The sequence below is a fragment of the Auraticoccus monumenti genome (assembly GCF_900101785.1).
Lineage (GTDB): Bacteria > Actinomycetota > Actinomycetes > Propionibacteriales > Propionibacteriaceae > Auraticoccus > Auraticoccus monumenti.
Map to the genome: position 1 here is coordinate 4323401 of NZ_LT629688.1, position 22509 is coordinate 4345909.

Below are 22509 nucleotides of genomic sequence, written 5' to 3' on the forward strand. Positions count from 1 at the left end.
ACCGCCCGGTGGTGACAGACCGGAGCGGACACGGGTGCTGTTCGCTCACGGCGCAGGGCGCTCCGGACGGACCGGGACGCGCCGAGGGGGCGGCCGGATCGCTCCGACCACCCCCTCGGGTGCAGCTGCTACCGCGTCAGCGCGACTCGGTCTCCGTGGCCGACGCCGGGGAGGCGGGGCTGTCGGGTGAGTCCGGGCTGTCCGGCGAGTCCGGGCTGTCCGGGGACTCCGCACCGGCCGGCTCGTCAGCGGCGGGCTCGGTGATGGAACCGTCGTTGCCCAGGTTGGCCAGCTCGACCTTCTCACCGGCGGTGTCGGTGACCGTGGCGGACTCCACGATGAGGGCCAGCGCCTTGCCGCGGCGGATCTCGGTCATCCACTCCGGCAGGTGGTTGTGCTCCATCATGTGCTGCATCTCCTGCTCCGGAGACGTGTTGCTCTGCTGCGCCTTGCGGAAGATGTGCTGGGTCAGGTCCTCCTGCTCGACGCCGATCTCGCGGTCGTCGGCCACCTTGTCCAGCAGCAGCTGGGCCTTGAGCGCAGCCTCGCCACGGACCTCGACCTCGGCCCAGAACTCCTCGGGGGTCTCGGCCTCCTCGGCCTCCTCCGACTCCTGCAGGTACTGCTCCAGCGACAGGCCGGCCTGGGCCAGCTGCTGCTCGATCTGCGTGCGGCGGGCGGCGAGCTCGTCGGTGCGCAGCCCCTCGGGCAGGGAGACGTCCAGGTCGGCGACGATGGCCTCCAGGACGGCGTCACGAGCCTTGGCGGCCTGGTCCAGACGGGCCATGTTGGTCAGCCGGCTGACGACGTCGCCGCGCAGCTGCTCGGCGGTGTCGAACTCCGAGACCATCTGGGCGAAGTCGTCGTCGATCTCGGGCAGCTCCTGCTCCTGCACCTTGGACACGGTGACGCGGATGTCGGCCTCGGTGCCGCGGGCGGCACCGCCGACCAGGGTGGAGGTGAACTCCTTGGACTCACCCGCCGACAGCCCGGTGAGGGCGTCGTCCAGGCCGTCCAGCATGCCGCCGGCGCCGACCTTGTAGGTGATGCCCTCGGCCTGGGCGTCCTCGAGGGTCTCCCCGTCCTTGGTGGCGACCAGGTCCAGGGTGACGACGTCGCCCTCGCCGGCGGCGCGCTCGACGTCGATCAGGGAGCCGAAGCGCTCGCGCAGGGTCTGCAGCTGCTGCTCGACGAGCTCCTCGGAGACGTCCAGGGGCTCCACCTCCACCGCGACGGAGGAGAAGTCGGGCAGGTCGAACTCGGGGCGGACGTCCACCTCGGCGGTGAACTCGATCAGGTCGCCGTCCTCGAGCTTGGTCACCTCGACCTCGGGCTGGCCGAGGGGGGTGATCGAGGCCTCCTGGACGGCCTTGGTGTACAGGCCGGGGAGGGCGTCGTTGATGGCCTCCTGGAGCACCATCCCGCGCCCGAAGCGCTGGTCGATGACCATCGGGGGCACCTTGCCCTTGCGGAAGCCGGGGATCGTCACCTGCTCGGCGATCGACTTGTAAGCCTTGTCCAGGCTCGGCTTCAGCTCGGCGAAGGGGACCTCGACGGTGAGCCTGACCCGGTTCGGGCTCAGCTCCTCAACAGTGCTGGGCACAGCAGAACTCCTCGGTGAATGGGTGCGCGGGCGCGCGTCAGCGCACACCGCAAGTGCCGGGTCAGCCTACTGCCGGGCCCCGACGGCGGCCAATCCAGGCGCCGTGAGGACGTCCTGGTGGGCTACAGTGACCGGGTTCCGTCACGGAATCGGGGCGTAGCGTAGTGGCTAGCGCGCCTGCTTTGGGAGCAGGAGATCGCAGGTTCGAGTCCTGTCGCCCCGACCACCCGGACCCGCCGCTCGTGGCGGCCGGGAGTGCCTTCGTCTACAGTGGCACCGCTGCTCACGGGCAGCGTGCGGGTGTAGCTCAATGGTAGAGCCCCAGTCTTCCAAACTGGATATGCCGGTTCGATCCCGGTCACCCGCTCCAGCGCCCCAGCCGGGGTTCAGTCCGACTCCGCAGAGCCTGCCGTGACGATGTCGTGGCTGGCCGCCCACTCCCCCAGGTCGTGCCGCTGGATCGCCGCCGCCATCAGGTCGGGGAAGACGTCGGGGGTGCAGGCGAAGGCGGGGACGCCGAGGGCGGTCAGCGCCTGGGCGTGCTCGGCGTCGTAGTAGGGGGCGCCCTCGTCGCTCAGGGCCAGCAGCGCCACCATCACCGCGCCGGAGTCGTGCACCTGGCGGGCCCGGCGCAGCATCTCCTCCGCGATCCCGCCCTCCAGCAGGTCGCTGAGCAGCACCAGCACCGTCTCCTCCGGCTGCTCGATCAGGGTCTGGCAGTAGGCCAGCGCCCGGTTGATGTCGGTGCCGCCGCCGAGTTGGATGCCGAACAGCACGTCGACGGGGTCGTCGAGCTCGTCGGTCAGGTCGACCACCTCGGTGTCGAACACCACCAACGACGTCCGCACCGAGCGCAGCGAGGCCAGCACCGCCCCGAACACGCCGGACCAGACGATCGAGCTGGCCATCGACCCGGACTGGTCGATGCACAGGATGATGTGGCGCTCGACCTGGCTGCGGCGGCGGGCGTGCCCGACCAGCCGCTCGGGGACCACGGTCTGGTGCTCGGGCAGCCAGTGCTTGAGGTTGGCTGCGACGGTCCGGCCCCAGTCGATGTCGGCCGGCCGGGGTCGTGACGTCCGGCGCACCCGGTCCAGCGCGCCGCTGACCGCCTGCACCAGCTCCGCGGCCAGCCGGGCCTGCAGCTCGTCCGTCACGGTCCGCACCACCTGGCGGGCCGCCTCCTTCGAGGACTCCGGGATCGCCCCGCGCAGCCCCATCAGCGTGGTCACCAGGTTGATGTCGGGCTGCACCGAGGCCAGCGTCTCGGGCTCGGTGAGCAGCTGGTGCAACCCCAGCCGGTCCATCGCGTCGGCCTGCATCACCTGCACCACCCGGGTCGGGAAGTGGCTGCGGATGTCCCCCAGCCAACGGGCCACCGAGGGCGCGGACGCCCCCAGCCCGCCACGTCCCCGGCGCTCGCCGTCGTAGAGCTGACTCAGCGCCCGGTCGCGGACCAGGTCGTCGCCCTCCAGCTCGGCCCCGGTGCCGTCAGCGGACTCCCCGCCCAGCACCAGCCGCCAGCGACGCACCCGGTCGTCCTCCTCGCTCACGCGCTCCCCCTCCCGCTGAGACCCATCAGCCGGGCCAGTGCCCGGACGGCCGGGTCCGCCCGGACCGCGTCGATCGTCTCCGCCTCCACCTCGGGCCCGTCCTGGGTGGTCAGCTGCTGGCCGATGGTCCGCCGCTCGGCGGGGGCGAAGTCGGCGAAGGTGCGGCGCAGCAGCGGCAGCAGCGCGTCGAAGGTGTTTGCACCCACCTCGGCCAGCCAGCCGTCGACCAGCCGCAGCAGCGTCGGCTCGTGGACCAGCAGCAGCGCGTCCCCGGCCAGCAGCCCGTCGAGGAAGCCGGCCGCCGACACCGGGTCCGCACCGGTCGACAGCCGCCGCGACAACCGCCGGGCCACCTCCTCGGCGGGCAGCCCGCCGGCGTCCAGCAGCATCCGGTTGGCCCGGCCTCCCACCGAGCCGTGCAGGGCGTCGTCGGCGGCCACCTGCTGCAGGGCCTGCCGCCAGGGGCCGGAGAGCTTCTCGTCGTCGAGCAGCGCGATGCCGTCGTGGGCGGACTCGATCGCGGTCCGCATCCGCGCCGCCGCGTCGTCGTCCAGGGAGCTGCAGGCCGCCCGGAGCCCGACGCTGGCCCGTCGCACCACGGTCAGCAGCACCTCCCCGACCCGGCCGGTGTCGACGGCGCGGACGTCCCCGTAGCGGCGGGTGCGGGCCATCGGCGCCACCGACGTCAGCAGGGCCAGCACGTCGCTGCCGTGCGCGGCCTGCTCGTCCACCCGGGCCACCACGGTCTGCAGCGCCTCACCGAGCTCGGCCAGCAGGCAGCGCTCGATCAGCACCGCCAGCTCGCCCAGCCCGTCGGCCTCGCGGGCCAGCTCGGCCAGCCGGCCGGCGGCGGCATCCTCCACGGTGGTGCCGTGCAGCCCGGCCTCGACCAGCGTCACCGACAGCTCCGGCCGCCACCGCAGCGACCACACCTCCTTGAAGGTGCCGAGCGTGCCGCCCGTCTCCAGCGGGGTCGCCCAGTCCACGTCCAGCGCGCGCAGCCGGTGGAACAGCACCGAGCGGGCCCGGCCGGCCTCGCGCCGCAGGTCCAGCTCGACGACCTTCTCCTCCGCCGACACCTTCAGCCGCAACGACCGCTGCTGGCGGGCCAGGTCCTCCGCGACCGGGGCCATCGGGGTTCCCTCGGGCACCTGGCCGAGCTGGTGGCCCACCACCAGCCGGTCGGCGACCAGCCGCAGCGGCACCGGCGAGCCCTCGCAGAGCACGGCCTGGGTCGCCTCGAGCAGCTCCTCCAGGCCCACCGACGGACGTCCGCGGACCACGGCCAGCGTCTCGGCCAGCCTGGTCGCCTCCAGCACCGAGGCCGGTGAGGCGTCGAGGTTCTCCTCGCGCAGCGCCCGGGCGGTCCGCACCAGCCAGCTGGTGCTGGCCAGGTCCGCACCCTCCCCGGACGGCCCGCTCTGCCAGTGCTCGAAGAGGTGCTGGTACCAGCCCGGGGAGGTGACGCCGGCGCCGTAGCCGCTGGCCCGGCTGAGCCGCCCCGTCGTCCAGGGCACCCAGGTGGCGGCCACCTTCACCTTGGCCAGCTTGGTCAGCAGCCGGTTGTCGGCGGCGGCGGGACGTCCGGTCGGGTCGACGGCGGGCGCGTGGTAGGCCCCGCAGACGAAGGCGATCCGGGTGTGCCCGGCCTTCCAGCCGGCCCGCACCGCCTGGCGCATCGCCGCCTCGCGTCGGGCGTTGGTCAGGGTCCAGGCGTCGGTGTCCGGGCCGACGGCCGGAGCCACCGGGTCGCGTCCCTCCCGGACGGCGGCCATGGCCTCGGCGACGGTGGCGAAGCGCTGCAGCGAGGACGTCGAGCGGTGCTCCACCGCGTCCTCCCACCAGCGCTCGGGGTCGTCGTAGCCGGCGGCGGCGGCCAGCTCGGCGAGGGCGTCGATCCGCTCCCGGGTGGCGGGTCTCCGCTCCGGCGACCGCGGGTCGCTGCTCTCGTCGTCGCCCTCCTCCGCGTCCTCGTCGTCACCGTCGCCCAGCAGGCTGTCGAGGTCGCGTTCGAGGGCCAGCACGTGGGTCGCGGCCAGGTCGGCGTGCCGGGCCGGGACACCCCGCGCCAGCGCCCAGCGGAGCGCGACCCACTCCGGGGAGAAGGAGGCCAGCGGGTAGAACAGCGCCCGGCCCGGCTCGTCGACGGCGTGCACCAGCCCGGCCACCGGGGGCTCCATCCCCTCCTCGCCCAGCAGCGGCAGCACCGCGTCCAGCTCCGGGACGCCCTCGACCAGCACCAGGTCCGGCTGCAGCTCCTCCAGCGCCAGCAGCACCGAGCGCGCCGAGCCGGGGCCGTGGTGGCGGATGCCGAGCACCGTGACCGACGGCCCGACCGGGGGCTCCGGCGGCGCGGTCGAGGGGTCGTCGACGAGCTGGGTCACGTCAGCCCAGCTCGCGGCAGGCCCGGTAGAGGTCGGCCCACTCCCGGCGGTCCTTGACCACGGTCTCCAGGTACTCCTGCCACACCACGCGGTCCTGCACCGGGTCCTTGACCACGGCCCCGACCAGGCCGGCGGCGACGTCGGCGGCGCTGACCCGGCCGTCGCCGAAGTGGGCGGCCAGGGACACCCCGTTGGTCATCACCGAGATCGCCTCGGCGGTGGACAGGGTCGCGCTCGGGGACTTCACGGTGGTCCGCCCGTCCACGGTGACGCCGCCGCGCAGCTCGCGGAACACCGTCACCACCCGCTCGATCTCTGCCAGCTCCTCCAGCTCGACCGGCAGCTCCAGCGAGCGGCCCAGCTGTCGCACCCGCTGCCCGACGATGCGGACCTCGTCGGCCAGGGAGTCCGGGAGCGGCAGCACCACGGTGTTGAAGCGCCGCCTGAGCGCGGAGGAGAGGTCGTTGACCCCCTTGTCGCGGTTGTTGGCGGTGGCGATGACGTTGAACCCGCGGACCGCCTGCACCTCGGTGTCCAGCTCGGGCACCGGCAGCGTCTTCTCCGACAGGATCGAGATCAGCGCGTCCTGCACCTCCGCGGGGATCCGGGTCAGCTCCTCGATCCGCACCAGCGCCCCGCTCTCCATCGCCCGCATCACCGGGCTAGGCACCAGCGCGGCCCGGCTCGGACCCTCGGCCAGCAGCCGGGCGTAGTTCCAGCCGTAGCGCAGCGACTCCTCCGGCGTCCCGGCCGTCCCCTGCACCACGAGGGTGGAGACGCCGGAGATGGCGGCCGACAGGTGCTCCGAGACCCAGCTCTTGGCGGTGCCCGGCACCCCGAGCAGCAGCAGCGCCCGGTCCGTGGCCAGCGAGGCCACGGCGATCTCGATCAGCCGTCGGGAGCCCACGTACTTGGGCGTGATCTCGGTGCCGTCGGGCAGCGTCCCGCCCATCAGGTAGGTGGTGACCGCCCACGGCGAGAGCCGCCAGCTCGGCGGGCGCGGACGGTCGTCGGAGGCGGCGAGGGCGGCCAGCTCGGCGGCGTGCTCCTGCTCGGCGTGCGGGCGGACGGCCTCCTGCGCGGCGGCAGGGGTGTCGGTGGTCATCGGAACGCCTCTCGGATCGACTGGCTGACGGACAGGTGCTGACGGATCTGGCCCACGGCCCGCCGGGCGTCCTCGGGCACCCGGGCGTCCTCGAGGACGTCCAGGGCCTCGGGGTGCAGGCGGCTGGCGAGCAGCTGGACGGGGACGCGGGACAGCCCGGTGCCCTCGTCGAGGAGCAGCGTGGCGACCCGTCGGCTGAACCCGGCGCTCCAGGGGCCGGGCACCTTCGGCAGCAGCGCCTCCGCAGCCACCGCCCGGCCGAGCGGGGTCCGCTGCACCGGGGCATCCAGCTGGCGGAGGGCGTGTGCCTCCCGCTGCTCGGCGGGGCCGAGGTCCAGCCACTCCACCGGCGGAGACTCCAGCTCCGGCCACAGCGCGCCGGCCCAGGCGGGGTCGCGCTGCTGGCTGACCGCGGTCACCAGCCCCCGGCGCAGGGCCTCGTCGGGGACGGCCTGCCAGACCTGCGCCGGGCCGGCACCGACCAGCGAGGTCCACCAGGTCAGCGGGGCGGCGGCGGCCAGCTGGGTCAGCCAGTGGTCGGTCCGCGACCCCTCGTCGGGCTCGTCCAGACCGTCGCGCTGGGCGGCCTGGTCCGGCGCCTCAGGACGCTCGACCTGCAGCCGGACGCCGCCCCGCCCGAGCAGCCGGCCCAGACCGCTGCGTCGCTGCACGGTGACCAGGGCGGCCAGCCGCCCGGCCATCCGCTGGGCGCGGGGGGACGTCGGCAACCGGTCCAGCACGGCCAGCGCGGCGCGGCGCACGCCGACCGCGCTGTCGTCGAGCGCCTCCTCCAGGAGGTCGATGGCCGCCGGGTGCGGCCGTTGGCCGAGCACGGTCAGCAGGGCGGCCCGCTCCCGGGCCCGGTCGGTGGCCCAGCTGCTGCGGACCAGCCGCACCGCCGCGGCGGGGTCGTGACGGGCCACCTCGGCCAGCACCCGCTCCCGGGTCGCGGCCGGGGTCCGGGCCCACTCGTGCTCGTCCGGCACCTGGTGCACGGGTGCCTCGTCGGTCGCCGGAGGCAGACGCCACTCCTCGCGCAGCCCGACCAGCCAGCGCAGCCGGGCGGACCGCAGCCGGGCCAGGTCCTCGCGCAGACCGACGTCGCGGATGCCGCGGTCGAGCAGGGCCGGCAGCCGGGACGGCTCGGGCACCCGGTCGGCGTCCGCGCAGCAGGTGACCCAGAGCCTCAGCAGCGGACGCACCATCGTCGGGGGCACCGGTGGCTGGTGCAGCAGCAGCCCGAGCAGCTGGTCCGCGGCGGGCGGGGCGGTCGGGAGGTGCTCGGCCGGCGCGGGCTCCCGCAGGTCCTCCTGCGTCCGGGGCCGGTGCCCCGCCCGCCGGGCGACCTGCCACAGCGCCGCGTCGTCCAGCAGCCCCTGCTCCGCCGGGACGTCGGGCTGCGACGGCCACGCCGCGGGCGACTCGGGCGGTGGGCGCCGCGAGGTGCCGACCAGGGCCGCCGAGAGCAGGGCGGGCTCCCACCCGGGGAGCGGGTCCGCGCTCACACCACCACCACCTGACCGGCGGGGACCCCGGCGACCGGGTCGGCGGCGGTCACGGTCAGCGGCCGCACGGCCCCCTCCACCAGCTCGACGACGAGGTCGACCGGGTGCCCGCCGGTGAGGGCCGCCAGCGTCCACACGTCGGCGTCGGCGACCACGGGCAGGGCGTCGCCGCGGGCGTCCACCAGCAGGCTCGGACGTCCGGGCTGCCACCGCACCCCGGCCAGGTGGGCGGCACTCACCCGCAGCCACGGCTGGTGGACCAGCAGCGCGGCCCGCTGCTCCAGCGCCTTCGCGACCCCTCCCGGCGTCGGCCAGGGCACCGGCTGGTCGGCCGGTCGCGGCTCGTCGAGGAACAGCGCCCGCTGCGGCGCGTGGCCGGGGTAGCGGGCGAGGGCGGCGTGCAGCGAGCTGCCCGAGACCTGGGCCAGCGGGAGCGCGGTGGCGCCGGCGGCGAAGTCGAGCACCTGGACGGTGAGCCCGCTGCGGCGTCCGTGCAGCCAGGTCCGCTGCTGCTGCACCCGGCCGTCGTCGGAGCGGGAGGCGCCGAGCACCAGCCAGTCGTCGGTCACCGGCTCACCGCCGCGGACGTCCTCACGGGCCAGGTTCCAGCCGACGACCACCCGCAGGTCGGCCAGCTCGTCCTCGTCCAGCTCGGTCCGTCGCCGCCAGGTGCGCACCACCGCCCAGAGCCGGCCCAGCGTCGCGAGCAGGTGCTCGGCCCAGTCCGGGCGGGCGCTGACCTCGGAGCCCAGGTCGCGGAGCTGCTGGCCGAGCCCGGGCAGCTGGGCGTCGACCATCCGCGCCCCCGCCTGGTCCCACCAGCTGGTCGGACGGCTGCGGGCCGCGGCGAGCCCGCCGCGGACCAGGTCGGTGAGCCACAGCGCCAGCTCCTCCACGCCGGCGTCCATCAGCTCCAGCCGCCTGGCCAGCCGGGCGGCCTGGGCGGCGGGGTCGGGGGCCCTGGTCGGGGTCTCGGCGACCGGGTCCCGGGCGCTGCGCCGCGCCGACCACTCCGCGGCGTACCCGGCCACGTCGGTGCCTGCCTCCAGCGCCCCGCCCGGTTCGAGGGCGCCGTCGGACCAGAGCAGCAGCAGGGCGAGGGCGTGCTTGCAGGGGAACTTGCGGCTCGGGCAGGAGCAGCGCCAGGCGGGGGCGGTCAGGTCGACGCTCACCTGGTACGGGGTGCGGCCCGAACCCTGGCACTGGCCCCAGAGCAGGATGTCGGTGGCCCCGCAGGCCGACCACGGACCCGGCCGGGCGAGCTTGCGCGCGGCGGCCATCGAACCGGCGTCCGTCGCAGCCGCCTCCACCTGGGACCTGCTCCACCGGGCCACGGCCGGAGCCTATGTGGTCGCGGTACCGGAGGACGGGAGCGCCCGAGGTGACGACCGCCTCAGCCGGCCGCGGCCGCGGGCCCCGCCCGCTCGATCAGGTCCTTCAGCACGGTGTTCAGCCCGGCCAGCTGGTCGGCGTCGAGACCGAGCCGGGCCATCATCGCGGGCGGGATGGCCAGCGCCTCGTCGCGCAGCGCCCTCCCCCGGTCCGTCAGCACCAGACGCAGCGCGCGGTCGTCGTCGGGATCGCGGTCGCGGACCAGGTAGCCGAGGGACTCCAGCCGCTTCACCATCGGGGAGAGGGTGGCGGGCTCCTGCTGGACCAGGGCGCTCAGTCCGCCGAGGGTCAGCGGACCGTGCTGCCAGAGCGCGAGCATCACGAGGTACTGCGGGTGGGTCAGACCCAGCGGCTCCAGCACCGGTCGGTACAGCCCGATCACCCGCCGCGAGGCGACCGCCAACGCGAAGCACACCTGCGCCTCGAGGGCCAGCAGGTCGGTCTCGTCCTCGGCCACGTCGTCCTCCCGGTCGTTCTGGTGGTGGTGCGGGTTAGACTACTTCGTACACGAACAGTTCGTGCACACAACTCCGGGAGTCGTCGTGACCGAGGTGCCCCGCAAGGACCGGTTCTCCCTGTTCTTCAGGCTGGACCACCACATCACCTACAACCTGCTGCGGATCATGGGTCCGGCCGCGATGGACCCCGGGCGGGACCCCCGGGCGCAGATGAAGAAGGAGTACGAGCGCCGCAAGGCCCTGCACGAGCAGCGTCGCGCCGCCGAGGGCTGAGCGGCACCACCTGGTCCCACCAGATCCGTCCGGACGGTCGCGACGGCGTCGACCCTTGTGCCGGGTCCCGCCTCGGTCCACGCTGATGGCATGAGCAGATGGAGGGTCGCCGTGGAGGCCGCCCACGTCACCACTCTCGCTGCCGTGGTGGGAGTCGTCGCCCTCGACCCGTTCAGCCGGATGCGCAGCGCCACCGACTTCCCTGGCTGGCTCACCGGTCAGCAGCGGTTGGACCGGGTGATGTCACGTGCCGCGCCGCCTCTCTTCCTGTCGGCTACAGCGACGGCTGCCGGGGCAGCACTGGTCGCGCTCGGCCGGCACGACGTCCCACTGGCGACAGGTCGTGCGCTCGCGGCAGCCTGCGTCGCAGCAGCCGTCGCGGTCACGCTCGTCGTCAACGAGCCGATGAACACACGTCTGCGGGCCTGGGACCCCGACGACGCACCCCCCGCGGACTGGCGTGCGGTCCGGGAGCAGTGGGATCGGGGCCACCGTCGGAGGCGAGCTCTGCTGGCGGCTGCCGCCGTCGCCTCCGGGTGGGGGACGGTCCGCTCACGGACGGACTCCCGGAGCCTCCCGCACCGTTGAACGTGCCCCGGGCTGAGGCGCTCGTCGCAGCTCCGACGGGCGCGCTGCACCTCCTCGGCGGTCGGTGTGTCCGCTCCAGGGCGGTGAAGTGCCCGGGGCCCGAGCAGGCTGGTGGCCCACGTCGCCGGGCCGGTCGTTCAGCCGAGCACGGCCAGGGCGTCGATCTCCACCAGCATCTCCTCGCGCGGGAGGCCGACGAAGACGGTGGTGCGGCAGGGCAGCACGCCCGAGGGGCAGTGCTCGGCCAGGAACGCGCCGTAGGCCTCGTTCATGGCCGCGAAGTGGTCCCGCTCGGTGAGGTAGACCCGCAGCGACAGGACGTCCTCGACGTCGGCCCCGCCCGCCAGCAGCACGGCCCGCACGTTCTGCAGGGTGCGGGTGGTCTGCGCGGCCACGTCACCGGGGAACAGGTACTCCCCCGTCTCCGGGTCCTGCGGTCCCTGGCCCGAGACCTGCAGCAGGTTCCCCTTCACCACCCCCTGGGAGAAGGTGAAGGCCGGGGCCGGGGCGTCGTCGGTGCGCAGCGCGCGCTTGGGGGTGCTCATGGGGTCTCCTGCCGGGTCGGGGGCTCGAGGCTAGCGGCAGCCGCCGGAACACACTCCGCTGCCTCGACGGATTTCGAAGGTCAGTGCGCCCACGCCGAGCAGGCCGCCCAGCAGTGGCGCGGGTGCGGCCACCTCGCCGATGGCACTGACCGCCGAAATCCGTCTCTGGCCCGACGACCGGGTCCGACGCGCTCCTCCGGGCTCGCCCCCTCGCACCGACCGGTGTGCGGCACGATGGCGTCCATGACCGTGGCCACCCCCGTCGTGCTCGGTGACGTCGTGCTGCCCGGGCGCGAGGGCCGCTGGGACCTGGCGCTCGCCGACGGACGCGTCACCGGCGCTGCCCCGGCCGGCACCGCCCGGCGTCCCGGGGCCGAGGTGGTCGACGGGGGCGGGCGGTGGGCGCTGCCGGGGTTCGTCGACGCCCACGTCCACGGCGAGGCGGCCGTGCTCGACCCCGACGTCCAGCTGGCCCTGCTCCGCCAGGGGGTGACCACCGTCGTCCTCGGCCAGGACGGCGTCTCGCTGGCTCCCAGCCCTCCCGACGGCCACGACGCCACCGGGTGGGCCCAGGACTACTTCGCCGCCATCAACGGCCACCACCCCACCTTCGGCGGCGGCTCGGTCGCCGCCCTGCTGGACACCTGGGACCGGGCCACGCCCGTCAACACCGCCTACCTGGCCCCGCACGGGACGCTGCGGGTGGCGGTGCTGGGCCGGGCCCAGCGCGAGGCCACCGAGGCGGAGGTGGAGTCCATGGCGGCCCTGCTCGAGCAGGCGCTGCGGGACGGCGCCTGCGGGTTCTCCACCGGCCTGGAGTACGCACCCGCCTCCTCCGCCTCCCGCGCCGAGCTGCTCGCCCTGTGCCGGGTGGCGGCGTCGGCCGGGGTGCCGCACGTCAGCCACATGCGCGGCTACGAGGACCGGACGCCGACCGCGGTGCGGGAGCTGGTCGACCTGGCGTTGCAGACCGGGGTGGCCACCCACGTCTCCCACCTGCACGGGCCGCTGGAGGTGGTCCGGGACGCCCTGACCGCCGCCGGGGAGGCCGGGGCGGCGTTCACCTTCGACTCCTACCCCTACCTCAGCGGCTGCTCGATCCTGTCCATGGTGGCGCTGCCGCCGTGGGTGCCGGTGACCGACGTCGGTGCCGCGCTGGCGGTGCTCGCCCCTCCCGACGGCACCGACGTCCGCGCCGACCTGCTGAGCCACCTGGAGTCGCTGGCCCCGCTGTGGCCCGGCGCCCGACTGGCCTCGGTGCCGGGCGCGCTGGAGTGGGCGGAGGGCCTGACCCCGGTGCAGGTGGCCGACCGGCTGGGCAGCACCGTGCCCGAGGCGGTGCTGCGGCTGCTGGTCGCCAGCCGGCTCCGGGCCAGCGTCGTGTTCCGCCAGCCCCCGGGCAACACCCCCGCGGCGGTCCGCGCGCTGCTGGACGACCCCCGCCACCTCGGCGGGTCCGACGCCATCTACCTGGGCGGCAGCCCGCACCCGCGCGGTTGGGGCGCCTTCGCCCGGATGGTGTCCCTCGGTCTGCACGAGCTCGGCGGGTGGGACGCGGCCGACGTCGTCGAGCACCTGTCCGCCCGGGCCGCCCGGCTGTTCGGGCTGACCGGCCGCGGCGGCGTGGAGCACGGGGCGGTCGCCGACGTCGTGCTGCTGGACCCGGTCACCGTCCGCGACACCGCCAGCTACGACGACCCCCGCCGGCTGGCCGAGGGCGTGCAGGACGTGTGGGTGGGCGGGGTCCCGGTGCTCCGCGACGGCGCCCTCACCGGCGCCACCCCCGGACGCGCCCTGCGCCGGGGCGTCCCCGACCCCCGAGGAGGAACCCGATGAGCACGGTCCGGCTGCAGCACCCCGAGGCGGTGGTGGACGTCACCACCAAGGGCTGGCGGGTGGAGGCCCCCCTCACCGCCGAGCGGGTGCGTCGGGAGCACCCGCGGCTGGCCGACCTCGGGGTCTCCTGGCCGCTGGCCACCCTGGATGCCGACGCGCTGGACCACAACGTCGCCACCATGGCCCGCGTCTGCACCGGCGCCGGGGTGCTGGTGGCTCCGCACCTGAAGACCCACATGTCCGCGCCGCTGCTGCAGCTCCAGCTGGACGCCGGCGCCTGGGGCCCGACCGTGGCCACCCCGGCCCAGGCGCGGGTCGCCTTCTCCTGGGGCTGCCCGGCGGTGCTGCTGGCCAACGAGCTGGTGGACGCCTTCGACGCCTCCGACCTGCTGCACCGGGCCCGCCTCGCCGACGGGGTGCTCTGGTGCTACGTCGACTCCCGCCGCGGGGTGCAGGTGCTGGCCGAGGCGCTGGCCGCCCGCCCCCAGGTCCGTCGCCACCTCGGCGTGCTGGTCGAGCTCGGGGCGGCCGGCGCCCGGACCGGGGTGCGCGGGACCACCGAGGCCCTGGCCCTGGCCCGGACCGCCGCCTCCCACGGGCTGCCGCTGGTGGGGACCGCCGGCTACGAGGGTGCGGTCACCGCCACCACCGACGTCCACGGCCTGGCCGCCGCCGCCGCGTTCGTCGACGCCCTCCGCGACCTGGCCGCCGCGATGGTGGCCGAGCGGCTGGTCGCCACGCCCCCGGTGGTCTCGGTCGGGGGCAGCTCCTACCTCGACGTGGTGCTGCAGCGGCTCCCCCTCCCGCTGCCCGACGGGTCGCGGGTCCGCGGCGTCGTCCGCTCCGGGGCCTACCTCTCCCACGACCACGGGATGTACGCCCGCAGCGACCCCTGGCGGCGGATGCGGCCGGCCGCGGCGCTGCGCCCGGCGCTGGACGTCCGCGGCCAGGTGCTCTCGGTCCCCGAGCCCGGGCTGGCCCTGCTCGGTCTGGGCCGTCGTGACGTCGGGTTCGACCAGGACCTGCCGCTCCCGCTCACCGTGCACGACGGCCCGGAGGTGCGTCCGGCCACCGGTCGCGTCACCGCGCTCAACGACCAGCACGCCTTCCTCCGCGAGGAGGCCCGGGTGCAGGTGGGCGAGGTGGTCACCCTCGGCATCTCCCACCCCTGCACCCTCTTCGACAAGTGGCGGGTGCTGCCGGTGCTGCGGAGCGGGCGGGTGGTCGACCTGGTGGCCACCGTCTTCTGAGTCACCCCGGCGCCGGGTCCCCCTGGGGCAGGTACTCCGGCGGGCCGGCCGGCCGCAGCGCGGGGTCGTCGTCGGCGAAGGTGCGGATCCGACCGACCGGGGTGTGCGGGCCCTCGAAGCGGACCGTCACCCGACCCGCCCCGGACCCCTGCACCCAGCCGGGCCCGTGCTCGTCATGGCAGACGTCCTGACCCGGCCGCCACTCCTCGGCGTCATCGCGGACCGGCTCCTCGGGCTCCTCCGGCAGGTCCGGGTCGAGGACCGGTTCCACGTCGTCGGCGGAGAGCAGGTCGGCCTGCGCGTACTCGGTCAGCCCGGAGACCCCGACCCCCAGCAGCCGGACACCACCGGCCAGGTCGATGGCCCGCAGCAGCTCCCGGGCGTGCCCGCCCACCTCCTTGGCCGAGGAGGTGGCGTGCTGCAGCGTCCGGGACCGGTTCAGCGTCTGGAAGTCGTAGCGGCGGACCTTGATGGTGACCGTGCGCCCGGCCAGCCCCTGCTCCACCAGGCGGGCCGCGACGCGTTCGCTCAGCCGTCCCAGCCGGTGCTCCAGGTCGCGCCGGTCGGTCAGGTCCATCCCGAAGGTGGACTCCGCCGAGACCGACTTGGCCTCGCGGGTGCTGATCACCGGTCGCGGGTCGATCCCCCGCGACAGCGCCCACAGCCCGCCGCCGTGCGCGCGCCCCAGCAGCCGGACCAGCTCCTGCTCCCCCGCCACGGCCAGCTGGCCGATGGTGTGGAACCCGTGCCGGGCCAGCTGCTGGGCGCTGACCGCGCCCACCCCGGGGATCTTCTTCACCGACAGCGGGGCCAGCAGCTCGGCCTGCTCCGCCGGGGGCACCACCACCAGGGCGTCGGGCTTGCGCAGGTCCGAGGCGATCTTGGCCACCAGCTTGCTGCCGCCGGCGCCCACCGAGACGGTCAGGCCGGTGCGGGCGCGGACGTCGGCCCGGAACCGCTCGGCGATCTCGGTGACGCCGTCGACGTCGAGCGGTCCGCCGTCCTCGCGCCCGCCCAGGTCGACGTAGGCCTCGTCCATCGAGACCGGCTCCACCAGCGGGGACAGCTCCCGGGCCAGGGCCATCACCTGCTCCGAGACGGGGCGGTAGGCGTCGAAGCGTCCGCCCAGGTAGGCGGCGTTGGGGCACAGCCGGCGGGCCTGCCCGGTGGGCATCGCCGACCCGATCCCGAACACCCGCGCTTCGTAGGACGCGGTGGCCACCACGCCCCGTCCGCCGACCCCGCCGACCACCACCGGCTTGCCCCGCAGCGACGGCTTGTCCCGCTGCTCGACCGCGGCGAAGAAGGCGTCCAGGTCGAGGTGCAGCACCGCCGGGCGGGTGGGGTCGGGGTACGGCACGTCCTCGATTCTGCCCCGGCGGGCCGACACCGCCCTACGCTGGGCGGAGGAGGCCGACCATGACCCTGTCGCCACGCCTGCGGGCCGTCGTCGACGCGCTGCCCCTGCGTCCGGGGCTGCGCGTGCTGGAGATCGGGTGCGGGCCGGGAGCCGCGGCCCGGGAGGTGGCCCGACGCGTCCCGGACGGCCGTGTCCTGGGCGTGGACCGCTCCCCGCGGGCGATCGCCGCGGCGCGGGCCGCCAACGACCTCGGCACCGACCGCCTGGACTTCCGCTGCGTCGCCGTGGAGGACCTGCGCCTCGACCCGGACGAACCCGGCTACGACCTGGCCTTCGCGGTGCGGGTGGGCGCGCTGGACGGACGCCACCCCGAGCTGGCCGAGCAGGCCCTGCGCCGGCTGGCCGCCGTCCTGGTCCCCGGGGCGCCGCTGCTGGTCGACGGCGGGGACCCGCTGCGAGCCCTGCCGCTGCCCCCGCCAGGATGAGCCGCGAGGGGTCCTCCGGACCTCCACGGCGACCCCGGTCCGGGGCTCTGGCCGAGCCGGAGGACCAGCACTAGGGTGTGGCCTGGCCGGGCTCGCCCGACCGTTGATCACCGTCGATCAGGAGGCAGTGTGAGCACACCCCCAGGCTCGGACCCGCGGTACGCCGCCCTCGCCGAGCGCCCCGAGTTCGTCGAGCTGCGTCGTCGCTACCTGCGCTTCGTGGTGCCGGCGACGATCACCTTCATGGCCTGGTACATCCTCTACGTGGCCGCCAACAACTGGGCGCGCGGCTTCATGAACATCCAGGTGGTGGGCCACGTCAACGTCGCCGTGGTGTTCGGACTGCTGCAGTTCGTCTCCACCTTCGGCATCGCGGTGCTCTACGCCCGCTACTCCACGAACCGCCTGGACCCGCTGGCCGCCCAGCTCAACGACGAGTTCGAAGCCGGCGACGCCCGCCACCACGAGCAGGACGGGGGTGTGCGGTGAACGACCAGGTGCTGATCGTCGTCCTGTTCTCCGCGGTGGTCGCCCTCACCCTGGGCATCACCATCTGGGCCTCCCGGCAGACCAGGAGCGCCGCGGACTACTACGCCGGCGGGCGCAACTTCTCCGGCTTCCAGAACGGCCTGGCCATCGGCGGGGACTACATGTCGGCCGCCTCCTTCCTCGGCATCTCCGGCTCCATCGCGCTGTACGGCTACGACGGCTTCCTCTACTCCATCGGCTTCCTGGTGGCCTGGCTGGTGGCGCTGCTGCTGGTCGCGGAGCTGCTCCGCAACTCCGGGCGCTACACGATGGCCGACCAGCTCGCCTACCGGATGAAGCAGGTCCCGGTCCGCAGCGCGGCGGCCCTGTCCACCATCGTGGTGTCGATCTTCTACCTGCTGGCTCAGATGGTCGGCGCCGGCAGCCTGGTCTCCCTGCTGCTGGGGATCAACTCCGGGGTGCTGAAGAACACGGTGATCGTCATCGTCGGCGCGCTGATGATCATCTACGTCACCTTCGGCGGCATGAAGGGCACCACCTGGGTGCAGATCGTCAAGGCCGTGCTGCTGATGATCGGCTCGTTGTTGATCAGCGTCCTGGTGCTGGCCGAGTTCGGCTTCAACCTCTCCACCCTGCTGGGTGCGGCGGCGGAGCGGTCGGGCAAGGGCGAGGCCTTCCTGCAGCCCGGCCAGCTCTACGGCAAGGACCTGGTCGGCCAGTTCGACTTCCTCTCCCTCGGGCTCGCCCTGGTGCTCGGCACCGCCGGCCTGCCGCACATCCTGATCCGCTTCTACACGACTCCGACGGCCAAGGCCGCCCGCAAGTCGGTGCTGTGGGCCATCGGGCTGATCGGCTCGTTCTACCTGATGACGCTGGTGCTCGGCTTCGGCGCCGCCGCACTGGTGGACACCCAGCCCGGCTCGCCGGTGGCGGCGTCCTCGGGCAACGTGGCCTCCCCGCTGCTGGCCCAGGCCGTCGGTGGTGGCGACGGCAGCCTGGGCGGGTCGGTGCTGCTGGCGCTGATCTCGGCGGTGGCCTTCGCGACCATCCTGGCCGTGGTGGCCGGCCTGACCCTGACCTCGGCGACGTCGGTGGCCCACGACCTCTACGCCACCGTGCTCCGCAAGGGGCAGGCCAGCGAGAGGGACGAGGTGCGGGTGGCCCGCATCGCCGCCATCGTGATCGGTGCGGTGGCCATCGCGCTGGCCATCCCCGCCCAGGGGCTGAACATCGCCTTCCTGGTCGCGCTGGCCTTCGCCACCGCGGCCTCGGCGAACCTGCCGACGCTGATCTACAACCTGTTCTGGCGGCGGTTCAACACCACCGGCGCCTGCTGGGCGATGTACGGCGGCCTGATCGCCGCGGTCGGACTGGTCTTCTTCTCACCCGTCGTCTCCGGGGCGGAGAAGTCGCTGCTGCCGGGCATGGACTTCGCCTGGTTCCCGCTCAACAACCCCGGTCTGGTCTCGATCCCGATCGGGTTCCTGGCCGGGTTCATCGGCACGCTGGTCGGTGGTCGCGGGGACGGCGAGGACCGCTACACCGAGCTGCAGGTGCGGTCGCTGACGGGAGCGGGGGCGGAGAAGGCCTCCCCGCACTGACGCCCCTGCCGGGGCCGGGGTCAGCGGACGCGGCTGAGCCAGGCCCCGGCCAGGGACGTCCACGCGTCGGCTCCGGGCTCGTCGGCGGCCAGGCCGATGCCGTGCAGGCCGTCGGGGAACACGTGCAGCTCGTGCGGCACCCCGGCGGCGGCCAGCGCCTGACCCAGGAGGTAGGCGTGCTCCACCGGGACGGCCTCGTCGGCGGCGGTGTGCCAGACGAAGGTCGGCGGGGCGTCCGCGGTGACCAGCCGGTCCAGCGAGGTGGACGCCCGGAGCGCGTCGTCGGCGACGGGGCCGATCAGGTTCTCCCGCGATCCGGCGTGCGTGGCCAGCTGCATCGACACCACCGGGTAGCAGAGCAGCGCCAGGTCCGGACGCTCCCCCGCCGCGGCACCGGGGGCGTAGGCGGCCATCCCGGCGGCGTGGGCGCCCGCGGAGAACCCCAGCACCCCGACCCGCTCCGCACCGTCGGCGCGGGCGGCGGCGACGGCGGCGCGCACGCTGCGCAGCGGTTCGGGGTGGCGGGTGAGCACCGGGTAGTCCAGCACGCTCGCCCCCACCCCGAGCCCGCGCAGCCACTCCGCGACGGGTGCGCCCTCGTGCTCGGCCCGCTCGGCGTAGGCGCCGCCGGGGAGCACGAGGACGTGGTCGCGCGGGCTCACCCGGCCGGCGGGAAGGTGCTGGTGTCGATCACGAAGCGGTAGCGGACGTCGCTGGCCACGACCCGGTCGTAGGCCGCGGTGATGTCGTCCCCGCCGATCTTCTCCACCGTGGCACCCAGGCCGTGCTCGGCGCAGAAGTCCAGCATCTCCTGGGTCTCGCCGATGCCGCCGATGTTGGAGCCGGACAGGCTGCGGCGGGCTCCGGCCAGGGCCCCGGCCTTGACGCTCAGCGGGTTCTCGGGGAGCCCGACGTTGACCAGGGTGCCGTCGACCTTGAGCAGACCCAGGAAGGCGTTCATGTCGAGGTCGGCGGAGACGGTGCTGATGATCAGGTCGAAGGAGCGGGCCAGCGTGCGGAAGGTCTCCGGGTCGCTGGTGGCGTGGTAGTGGGTGGCCCCGAAGCGCTCGCCGTCCTCCTTCTTGGACAGGGTCTGGCTGAGCACCGTGACCTCCGCGCCCATGGCGGCGGCGATCTTGACGCCCATGTGACCCAGCCCGCCCATGCCCACGATGGCGACCTTCTTGCCCGGCCCGGCGCCCCAGTGCCGCAGCGGGGAGTACAGGGTGATCCCGGCGCAGAGCAGCGGCGCGGCCTCGGCCAGCTCGATGCCCTCGGGGATGCGCAGCGTGTAGTCCTGCTCGACGGTGATCGCCGTGGAGTAGCCGCCGTCGTTCCACAGGCCGTCACGGCCCTTGGAGTTGTAGGTGCCCATCATGCCGCCGCCGCTGCAGTACTGCTCGGTGCCGCCGAGGCACTCGGGGCACTCGCGGCAGGAGTCGACGAAGACGCCCACGCCGACCCGGTCACCGACGGCGAACTTGGTCACCTCGGAGCCGATCTGGGCGACGGTGCCGGCGATCTCGTGACCGGGGACCAGCGGGAAGTGCGCCGTCCCCCACTCCTCGCGCGCGGTGTGGATGTCGGAGTGGCAGATGCCGGCCCAGGCGATGTCGATCAGGACCTCGGTCGGGCCCGGCTCGCGGCGGGTGATGGTGGTCGGCGCGAACGTGGCGTCGGCGGAGTGGGCGGCGTAGGCAGCTGCCTGGGGCATGGGTCCTCCTTGGTGGAACGTGGTCGCTGCCACTCTGGCACGCGGCTCTGCGCCGGGAGGAATCGTCCTCCGGCTGCTCAGTCGAGGCCTGTCTGACTGCGCACGGAACGAACAGCCCGGGCCACCACCTCGGGCTGGTCGACCATCAGCATGTGCTTGCCCTCGTCGGTGACCAGCTGGCGCGCCCCCAGCATCTGGGCCAGCCGGTGCTGCTTGACCAGCCAGTCCCGGCCGCCGGTGCTGCTGGCGCTGAGCACCATCGTGGGGACCGCCGGGTAGGGGTGGGCGGAGCGGACGCCGAGCAGGTCCCAGCCCTGACCGCCCCAGCTGGAGAACTCCGCGATCATCGCGGCCAGCGCGTCGGGGTCGGTGTAGCGGCGCCGGTAGCGGGTGCGTCCCAGCACCCACCCCGACTCCCTGGCCAGCGACGCGGCCCCGAGCCGGTGCAGCGCGCCGCCCAGGGTGCGCAGGGCCCCGAGGCGGGCCATCCGGTGCACGGCCCGGGCGAGGCCGACCGGCACCTCGCGGGGCGGGGAGGTGTAGAAGGAGACCGAGCTGTCGACCAGCACCACCCCGGCCACCAGGTCCGGGTGCTGCCGGGCCAGGGCCTCGGCGTGGTAGCCGGCCATCGACTGGGCCACCACGACGGCCGGGCCCCCCAGCGAGCGCACCACGGAGGCGGTCAGCTCGACGCTGCCGGCCAGCGTGGGCAGCGTCCCGGGCCACGGCGTCCCACCCAGACCGGGACGGTCCAGCGCGGCCCAGTGCAGGTCGGGCAGCAGCATGGTGACGTCGTCCCAGTAGTCCGCGACCAGCCCGGCACCCCCCAGCAGCAGCACCAGCGGACCGGCGCCGGCCGACTCGACGAGGTGCACCTCGTGGCCGGCGTGGTTCTCGGTGCGGGAGGAGCGGTGCATGCCGCCAGCATGGCAGCCCGCGTCCGCGCCCGCGCTCACCGCTCTCCGACGGTGGTGCCCAGCCAGGCCAGCGCCACGTCGTCGACGTCGGCCCGGGCCAGCAGCCGGCGCTCGCTGCGCTGGACCAGCTCGGCCAGCGAGGTCGCCGGCAGCAGCACGTCCTCCAGCGCCGCGGCGGCCCGGTCCGGCAGCCACCGGAGCAGGGTCACCTCGCGGGCCACGTCGGCGGCGGGCCTGGGCTGCAGCGACGTCCCGGGGAGCCCGGCCCCGAGGCGCTGCACGACCCGGCGGGCGACCTCCAGACCCGGGGCGCCGACCGTGCCGGTGAGCAGCTCCAGCTCCAGGTCGAGCAGCGGGTCGCCGGTGCCGGACCAGGACGCGAGGGCGGCCGCGGCCGGTGCGGGGTCGTGCCCGGTGGTGGCGCTGGCCAGCAGCACCGCCATCGCCGCGGCCGGGGCAGCGCCTCCCGGGGGCAGCCGCGTGATCAGGTCGGCGGCCAGGGCCAGGAGCTCGGCGCGTCCGGTGCGCTGGTGCTCCTCGACGGCCAGCAGCACCAGCCACGGCGCGTCGGTGTCGGCGGCCAGGGCCCGGTCGACGGCGTCGTCGCGGTCGGCGCCGCGCCCGGCCCGGCCGAGCAGCAGGGCCGCGGCGGGCGGGACGTCCGGCACCCCCTGGCGGCGCGGCGCGTCGCGCAGCAGCTCGGAGGCGCGCTCGGCCGTCGCGTCCTCGGCGGTGGGGGCCCAGCAGGGCTGCAGCCGGGTCTCCCCCTCCGGCCCGTGCAGGCTGAGCTGCCACTCCCCCAGCACCGCGTCGATCTCGCTGGTGCCGTCCTGGGTGGTGGCGGTGAGCCCGTTCGGCAGCACCAGCCCGGCGTCGGGGTGCACCAGCTCCAGCGGGTCGCCGTCCGGGCGCTCCAGCGGCGGCAGCCAGACCGGGAGCCGCTCGGCCACCTCGTCCAGGCCCTCCCAGCGGGTCCGCAGGGCGAGCACGGTGGCGGTGCCCGGTCGCACGGTCAGGGGGCCGAGGGCGGCGCCGTCGCCCAGCCGGGCCCGGACCGCCCTGGTCACCAGCAGCCGGGGGTCCGGCCCGAGCACGGCGAGCAGCCCGTGCACCCCCGACGGCCAGCACCACCCGGCACGGTCGGTGACCACCTCGAGGTCGAGCGCCTGGACCTGCACCGGCGCGTCGTCGACCTCCAGGGAGACCCGGGTGTGCCAGGCATCGGAGAAGGCGTGCCGGACGCTCCAGCGCAGCCCGGAGTCGTGGCCCCCGAGCTCGATCTCGTCGGGGTCGACGCGACGGTGCTGCACCGGCAGCAGCCGACCGGACACCCGGGGGCGGAGGGTGCAGCGCAGCAGGACCTCGGCCCCGCGCCGCAGCACGAGGGTGGCGTCGTCGAGGTCGGCGGTGAGGTCGCCCCAGACGGCGGTGCTGCTCGGCGGTGACGCCAC

20 protein-coding genes and 2 tRNA genes are annotated in these 22509 nt (G+C 74.9%); 9 read left to right on the top strand and 13 right to left on the bottom strand.

Annotated features, from left to right (window positions below; all coding sequences use genetic code 11):
- Positions 1–136: 136 nt before the first annotated feature.
- Positions 137–1603: a trigger factor gene (tig, locus tag BLT52_RS19985; RefSeq protein WP_090595951.1), complete on the bottom strand. Its 1467-nt coding sequence runs from the start codon at positions 1601–1603 to the stop codon at positions 137–139.
- Between the two features lie 150 nt (positions 1604–1753).
- Here tig and BLT52_RS19990 point away from each other — a divergent pair.
- Both BLT52_RS19990 and BLT52_RS19995 read left to right on the top strand, forming a co-directional pair.
- Positions 1754–1829 (top strand) — tRNA-Pro (locus tag BLT52_RS19990).
- Between the two features lie 70 nt (positions 1830–1899).
- Positions 1900–1973 (top strand) — tRNA-Gly (locus BLT52_RS19995).
- 16 nt (positions 1974–1989) lie between these two features.
- Here the strand turns inward: BLT52_RS19995 and BLT52_RS20000 are convergent.
- The 6 genes from BLT52_RS20000 to BLT52_RS20025 are packed head-to-tail and all read right to left on the bottom strand — an operon-like array spanning position 1990 to position 9999.
- Positions 1990–3156 (bottom strand): VWA domain-containing protein, encoded by a 1167-nt coding sequence (locus BLT52_RS20000; protein ID WP_090595952.1) that lies wholly within the window; start codon positions 3154–3156, stop codon positions 1990–1992.
- Positions 3153–5540 (bottom strand): DUF5682 family protein, encoded by a 2388-nt coding sequence (locus tag BLT52_RS20005; protein WP_090595954.1) that lies wholly within the window; start codon positions 5538–5540, stop codon positions 3153–3155. Before BLT52_RS20005 ends, BLT52_RS20000 begins: the two co-directional genes overlap by 4 nt.
- Position 5541: 1 nt before the next feature.
- Complete coding sequence (locus BLT52_RS20010; protein WP_090595955.1) at positions 5542–6645, bottom strand: ATP-binding protein; 1104 nt, start codon at positions 6643–6645, stop codon at positions 5542–5544.
- Complete coding sequence (locus BLT52_RS20015; protein WP_090595957.1) at positions 6642–8150, bottom strand: DUF5691 domain-containing protein; 1509 nt, start codon at positions 8148–8150, stop codon at positions 6642–6644. Before BLT52_RS20015 ends, BLT52_RS20010 begins: the two co-directional genes overlap by 4 nt.
- Entirely contained in the window at positions 8147–9484 is a 1338-nt protein-coding gene (locus BLT52_RS20020) for an SWIM zinc finger family protein (RefSeq protein ID WP_197679123.1), read from the bottom strand. The genes BLT52_RS20015 and BLT52_RS20020 overlap by 4 nt, the downstream gene beginning before the upstream one ends.
- Before the next feature lie 59 nt (positions 9485–9543).
- Positions 9544–9999: a MarR family winged helix-turn-helix transcriptional regulator gene (locus tag BLT52_RS20025; RefSeq protein ID WP_090595958.1), complete on the bottom strand. Its 456-nt coding sequence runs from the start codon at positions 9997–9999 to the stop codon at positions 9544–9546.
- An 85-nt stretch (positions 10000–10084) separates the two neighbouring features.
- Between BLT52_RS20025 and BLT52_RS20030 the strand changes: the two genes are divergently transcribed.
- Positions 10085–10273 (top strand): hypothetical protein, encoded by a 189-nt coding sequence (locus BLT52_RS20030; RefSeq protein ID WP_090595959.1) that lies wholly within the window; start codon positions 10085–10087, stop codon positions 10271–10273.
- 240 nt (positions 10274–10513) lie between these two features.
- Complete coding sequence (locus tag BLT52_RS21865) at positions 10514–10861, top strand: anthrone oxygenase family protein (RefSeq protein WP_407922638.1); 348 nt, start codon at positions 10514–10516, stop codon at positions 10859–10861.
- 137 nt (positions 10862–10998) lie between these two features.
- Here BLT52_RS21865 and BLT52_RS20040 read toward each other — a convergent pair whose 3' ends face one another.
- Positions 10999–11406, bottom strand: coding sequence for a RidA family protein (locus BLT52_RS20040; protein ID WP_090595962.1), 408 nt, complete (start codon positions 11404–11406; stop codon positions 10999–11001).
- A gap of 243 nt (positions 11407–11649) precedes the next feature.
- Between BLT52_RS20040 and BLT52_RS20045 the strand changes: the two genes are divergently transcribed.
- Both BLT52_RS20045 and BLT52_RS20050 read left to right on the top strand, forming a co-directional pair.
- The gene (locus BLT52_RS20045; RefSeq protein WP_197679124.1) at positions 11650–13242 is read left to right on the top strand and encodes an N-acyl-D-amino-acid deacylase family protein; all 1593 of its coding nucleotides are present in this window, start codon (positions 11650–11652) and stop codon (positions 13240–13242) included.
- Positions 13239–14492 carry an alanine racemase gene (locus tag BLT52_RS20050; protein WP_090595964.1) on the top strand — a complete coding sequence of 418 codons (1254 nt, stop codon included), beginning with the start codon at positions 13239–13241 and terminating at the stop codon, positions 14490–14492. The genes BLT52_RS20045 and BLT52_RS20050 overlap by 4 nt, the downstream gene beginning before the upstream one ends.
- A 1-nt stretch (position 14493) precedes the next feature.
- Here BLT52_RS20050 and BLT52_RS20055 read toward each other — a convergent pair whose 3' ends face one another.
- A complete protein-coding gene (locus tag BLT52_RS20055; RefSeq protein ID WP_090595965.1) occupies positions 14494–15852 on the bottom strand; it encodes a DNA polymerase IV in 1359 nt (452 codons plus the stop codon).
- A 59-nt stretch (positions 15853–15911) separates the two neighbouring features.
- Here BLT52_RS20055 and BLT52_RS20060 point away from each other — a divergent pair, with 59 nt between their 5' ends.
- From BLT52_RS20060 to BLT52_RS20070, 3 genes are all read left to right on the top strand, one after another.
- Positions 15912–16337 carry a class I SAM-dependent methyltransferase gene (locus BLT52_RS20060; RefSeq protein ID WP_090595967.1) on the top strand — a complete coding sequence of 142 codons (426 nt, stop codon included), beginning with the start codon at positions 15912–15914 and terminating at the stop codon, positions 16335–16337.
- A gap of 129 nt (positions 16338–16466) precedes the next feature.
- Positions 16467–16826, top strand: a complete 360-nt coding sequence (locus BLT52_RS20065; RefSeq protein WP_090595968.1) for a DUF485 domain-containing protein — start codon at positions 16467–16469, stop codon at positions 16824–16826.
- Positions 16823–18427, top strand: coding sequence for a solute symporter family protein (locus BLT52_RS20070; protein WP_090595970.1), 1605 nt, complete (start codon positions 16823–16825; stop codon positions 18425–18427). The genes BLT52_RS20065 and BLT52_RS20070 overlap by 4 nt, the downstream gene beginning before the upstream one ends.
- A 20-nt stretch (positions 18428–18447) precedes the next feature.
- On the opposite strand, the gene BLT52_RS20075 is transcribed toward BLT52_RS20070, so the two are convergent.
- The 4 genes from BLT52_RS20075 to BLT52_RS20090 form a co-directional block, all read right to left on the bottom strand.
- Positions 18448–19089 carry an alpha/beta hydrolase gene (locus BLT52_RS20075; RefSeq protein WP_090595971.1) on the bottom strand — a complete coding sequence of 214 codons (642 nt, stop codon included), beginning with the start codon at positions 19087–19089 and terminating at the stop codon, positions 18448–18450.
- The gene (locus BLT52_RS20080; protein ID WP_090595973.1) at positions 19086–20141 is read right to left on the bottom strand and encodes an NAD(P)-dependent alcohol dehydrogenase; all 1056 of its coding nucleotides are present in this window, start codon (positions 20139–20141) and stop codon (positions 19086–19088) included. The genes BLT52_RS20075 and BLT52_RS20080 overlap by 4 nt, the downstream gene beginning before the upstream one ends.
- A gap of 77 nt (positions 20142–20218) precedes the next feature.
- Entirely contained in the window at positions 20219–21058 is an 840-nt protein-coding gene (locus BLT52_RS20085) for an alpha/beta fold hydrolase (protein WP_090595976.1), read from the bottom strand.
- Positions 21059–21093: 35 nt separating this feature from the next.
- The gene (locus tag BLT52_RS20090) at positions 21094–22509 is read right to left on the bottom strand and encodes a hypothetical protein (protein WP_090595977.1); all 1416 of its coding nucleotides are present in this window, start codon (positions 22507–22509) and stop codon (positions 21094–21096) included.

Bases quoted from the DNA above. Each gene is read 5' to 3' on its own strand.
- BLT52_RS20085 (WP_090595976.1), bottom strand. From the start codon at position 21,058: ATGCACCGCTCCTCCCGCACCGAGAACCACGCCGGCCACGAGGTGCAC.
- BLT52_RS20040 (WP_090595962.1), bottom strand. From the start codon at position 11,406: ATGAGCACCCCCAAGCGCGCGCTGCGCACCGACGACGCCCCGGCCCCG.
- BLT52_RS20050 (WP_090595964.1), top strand. From the start codon at position 13,239: ATGAGCACGGTCCGGCTGCAGCACCCCGAGGCGGTGGTGGACGTCACC.
- BLT52_RS20060 (WP_090595967.1), top strand. From the start codon at position 15,912: ATGACCCTGTCGCCACGCCTGCGGGCCGTCGTCGACGCGCTGCCCCTG.
- BLT52_RS20080 (WP_090595973.1), bottom strand. From the start codon at position 20,141: ATGCCCCAGGCAGCTGCCTACGCCGCCCACTCCGCCGACGCCACGTTC.
- BLT52_RS21865 (WP_407922638.1), top strand. From the start codon at position 10,514: ATGTCACGTGCCGCGCCGCCTCTCTTCCTGTCGGCTACAGCGACGGCT.
- BLT52_RS20010 (WP_090595955.1), bottom strand. From the start codon at position 6,645: ATGACCACCGACACCCCTGCCGCCGCGCAGGAGGCCGTCCGCCCGCAC.
- BLT52_RS20045 (WP_197679124.1), top strand. From the start codon at position 11,650: ATGACCGTGGCCACCCCCGTCGTGCTCGGTGACGTCGTGCTGCCCGGG.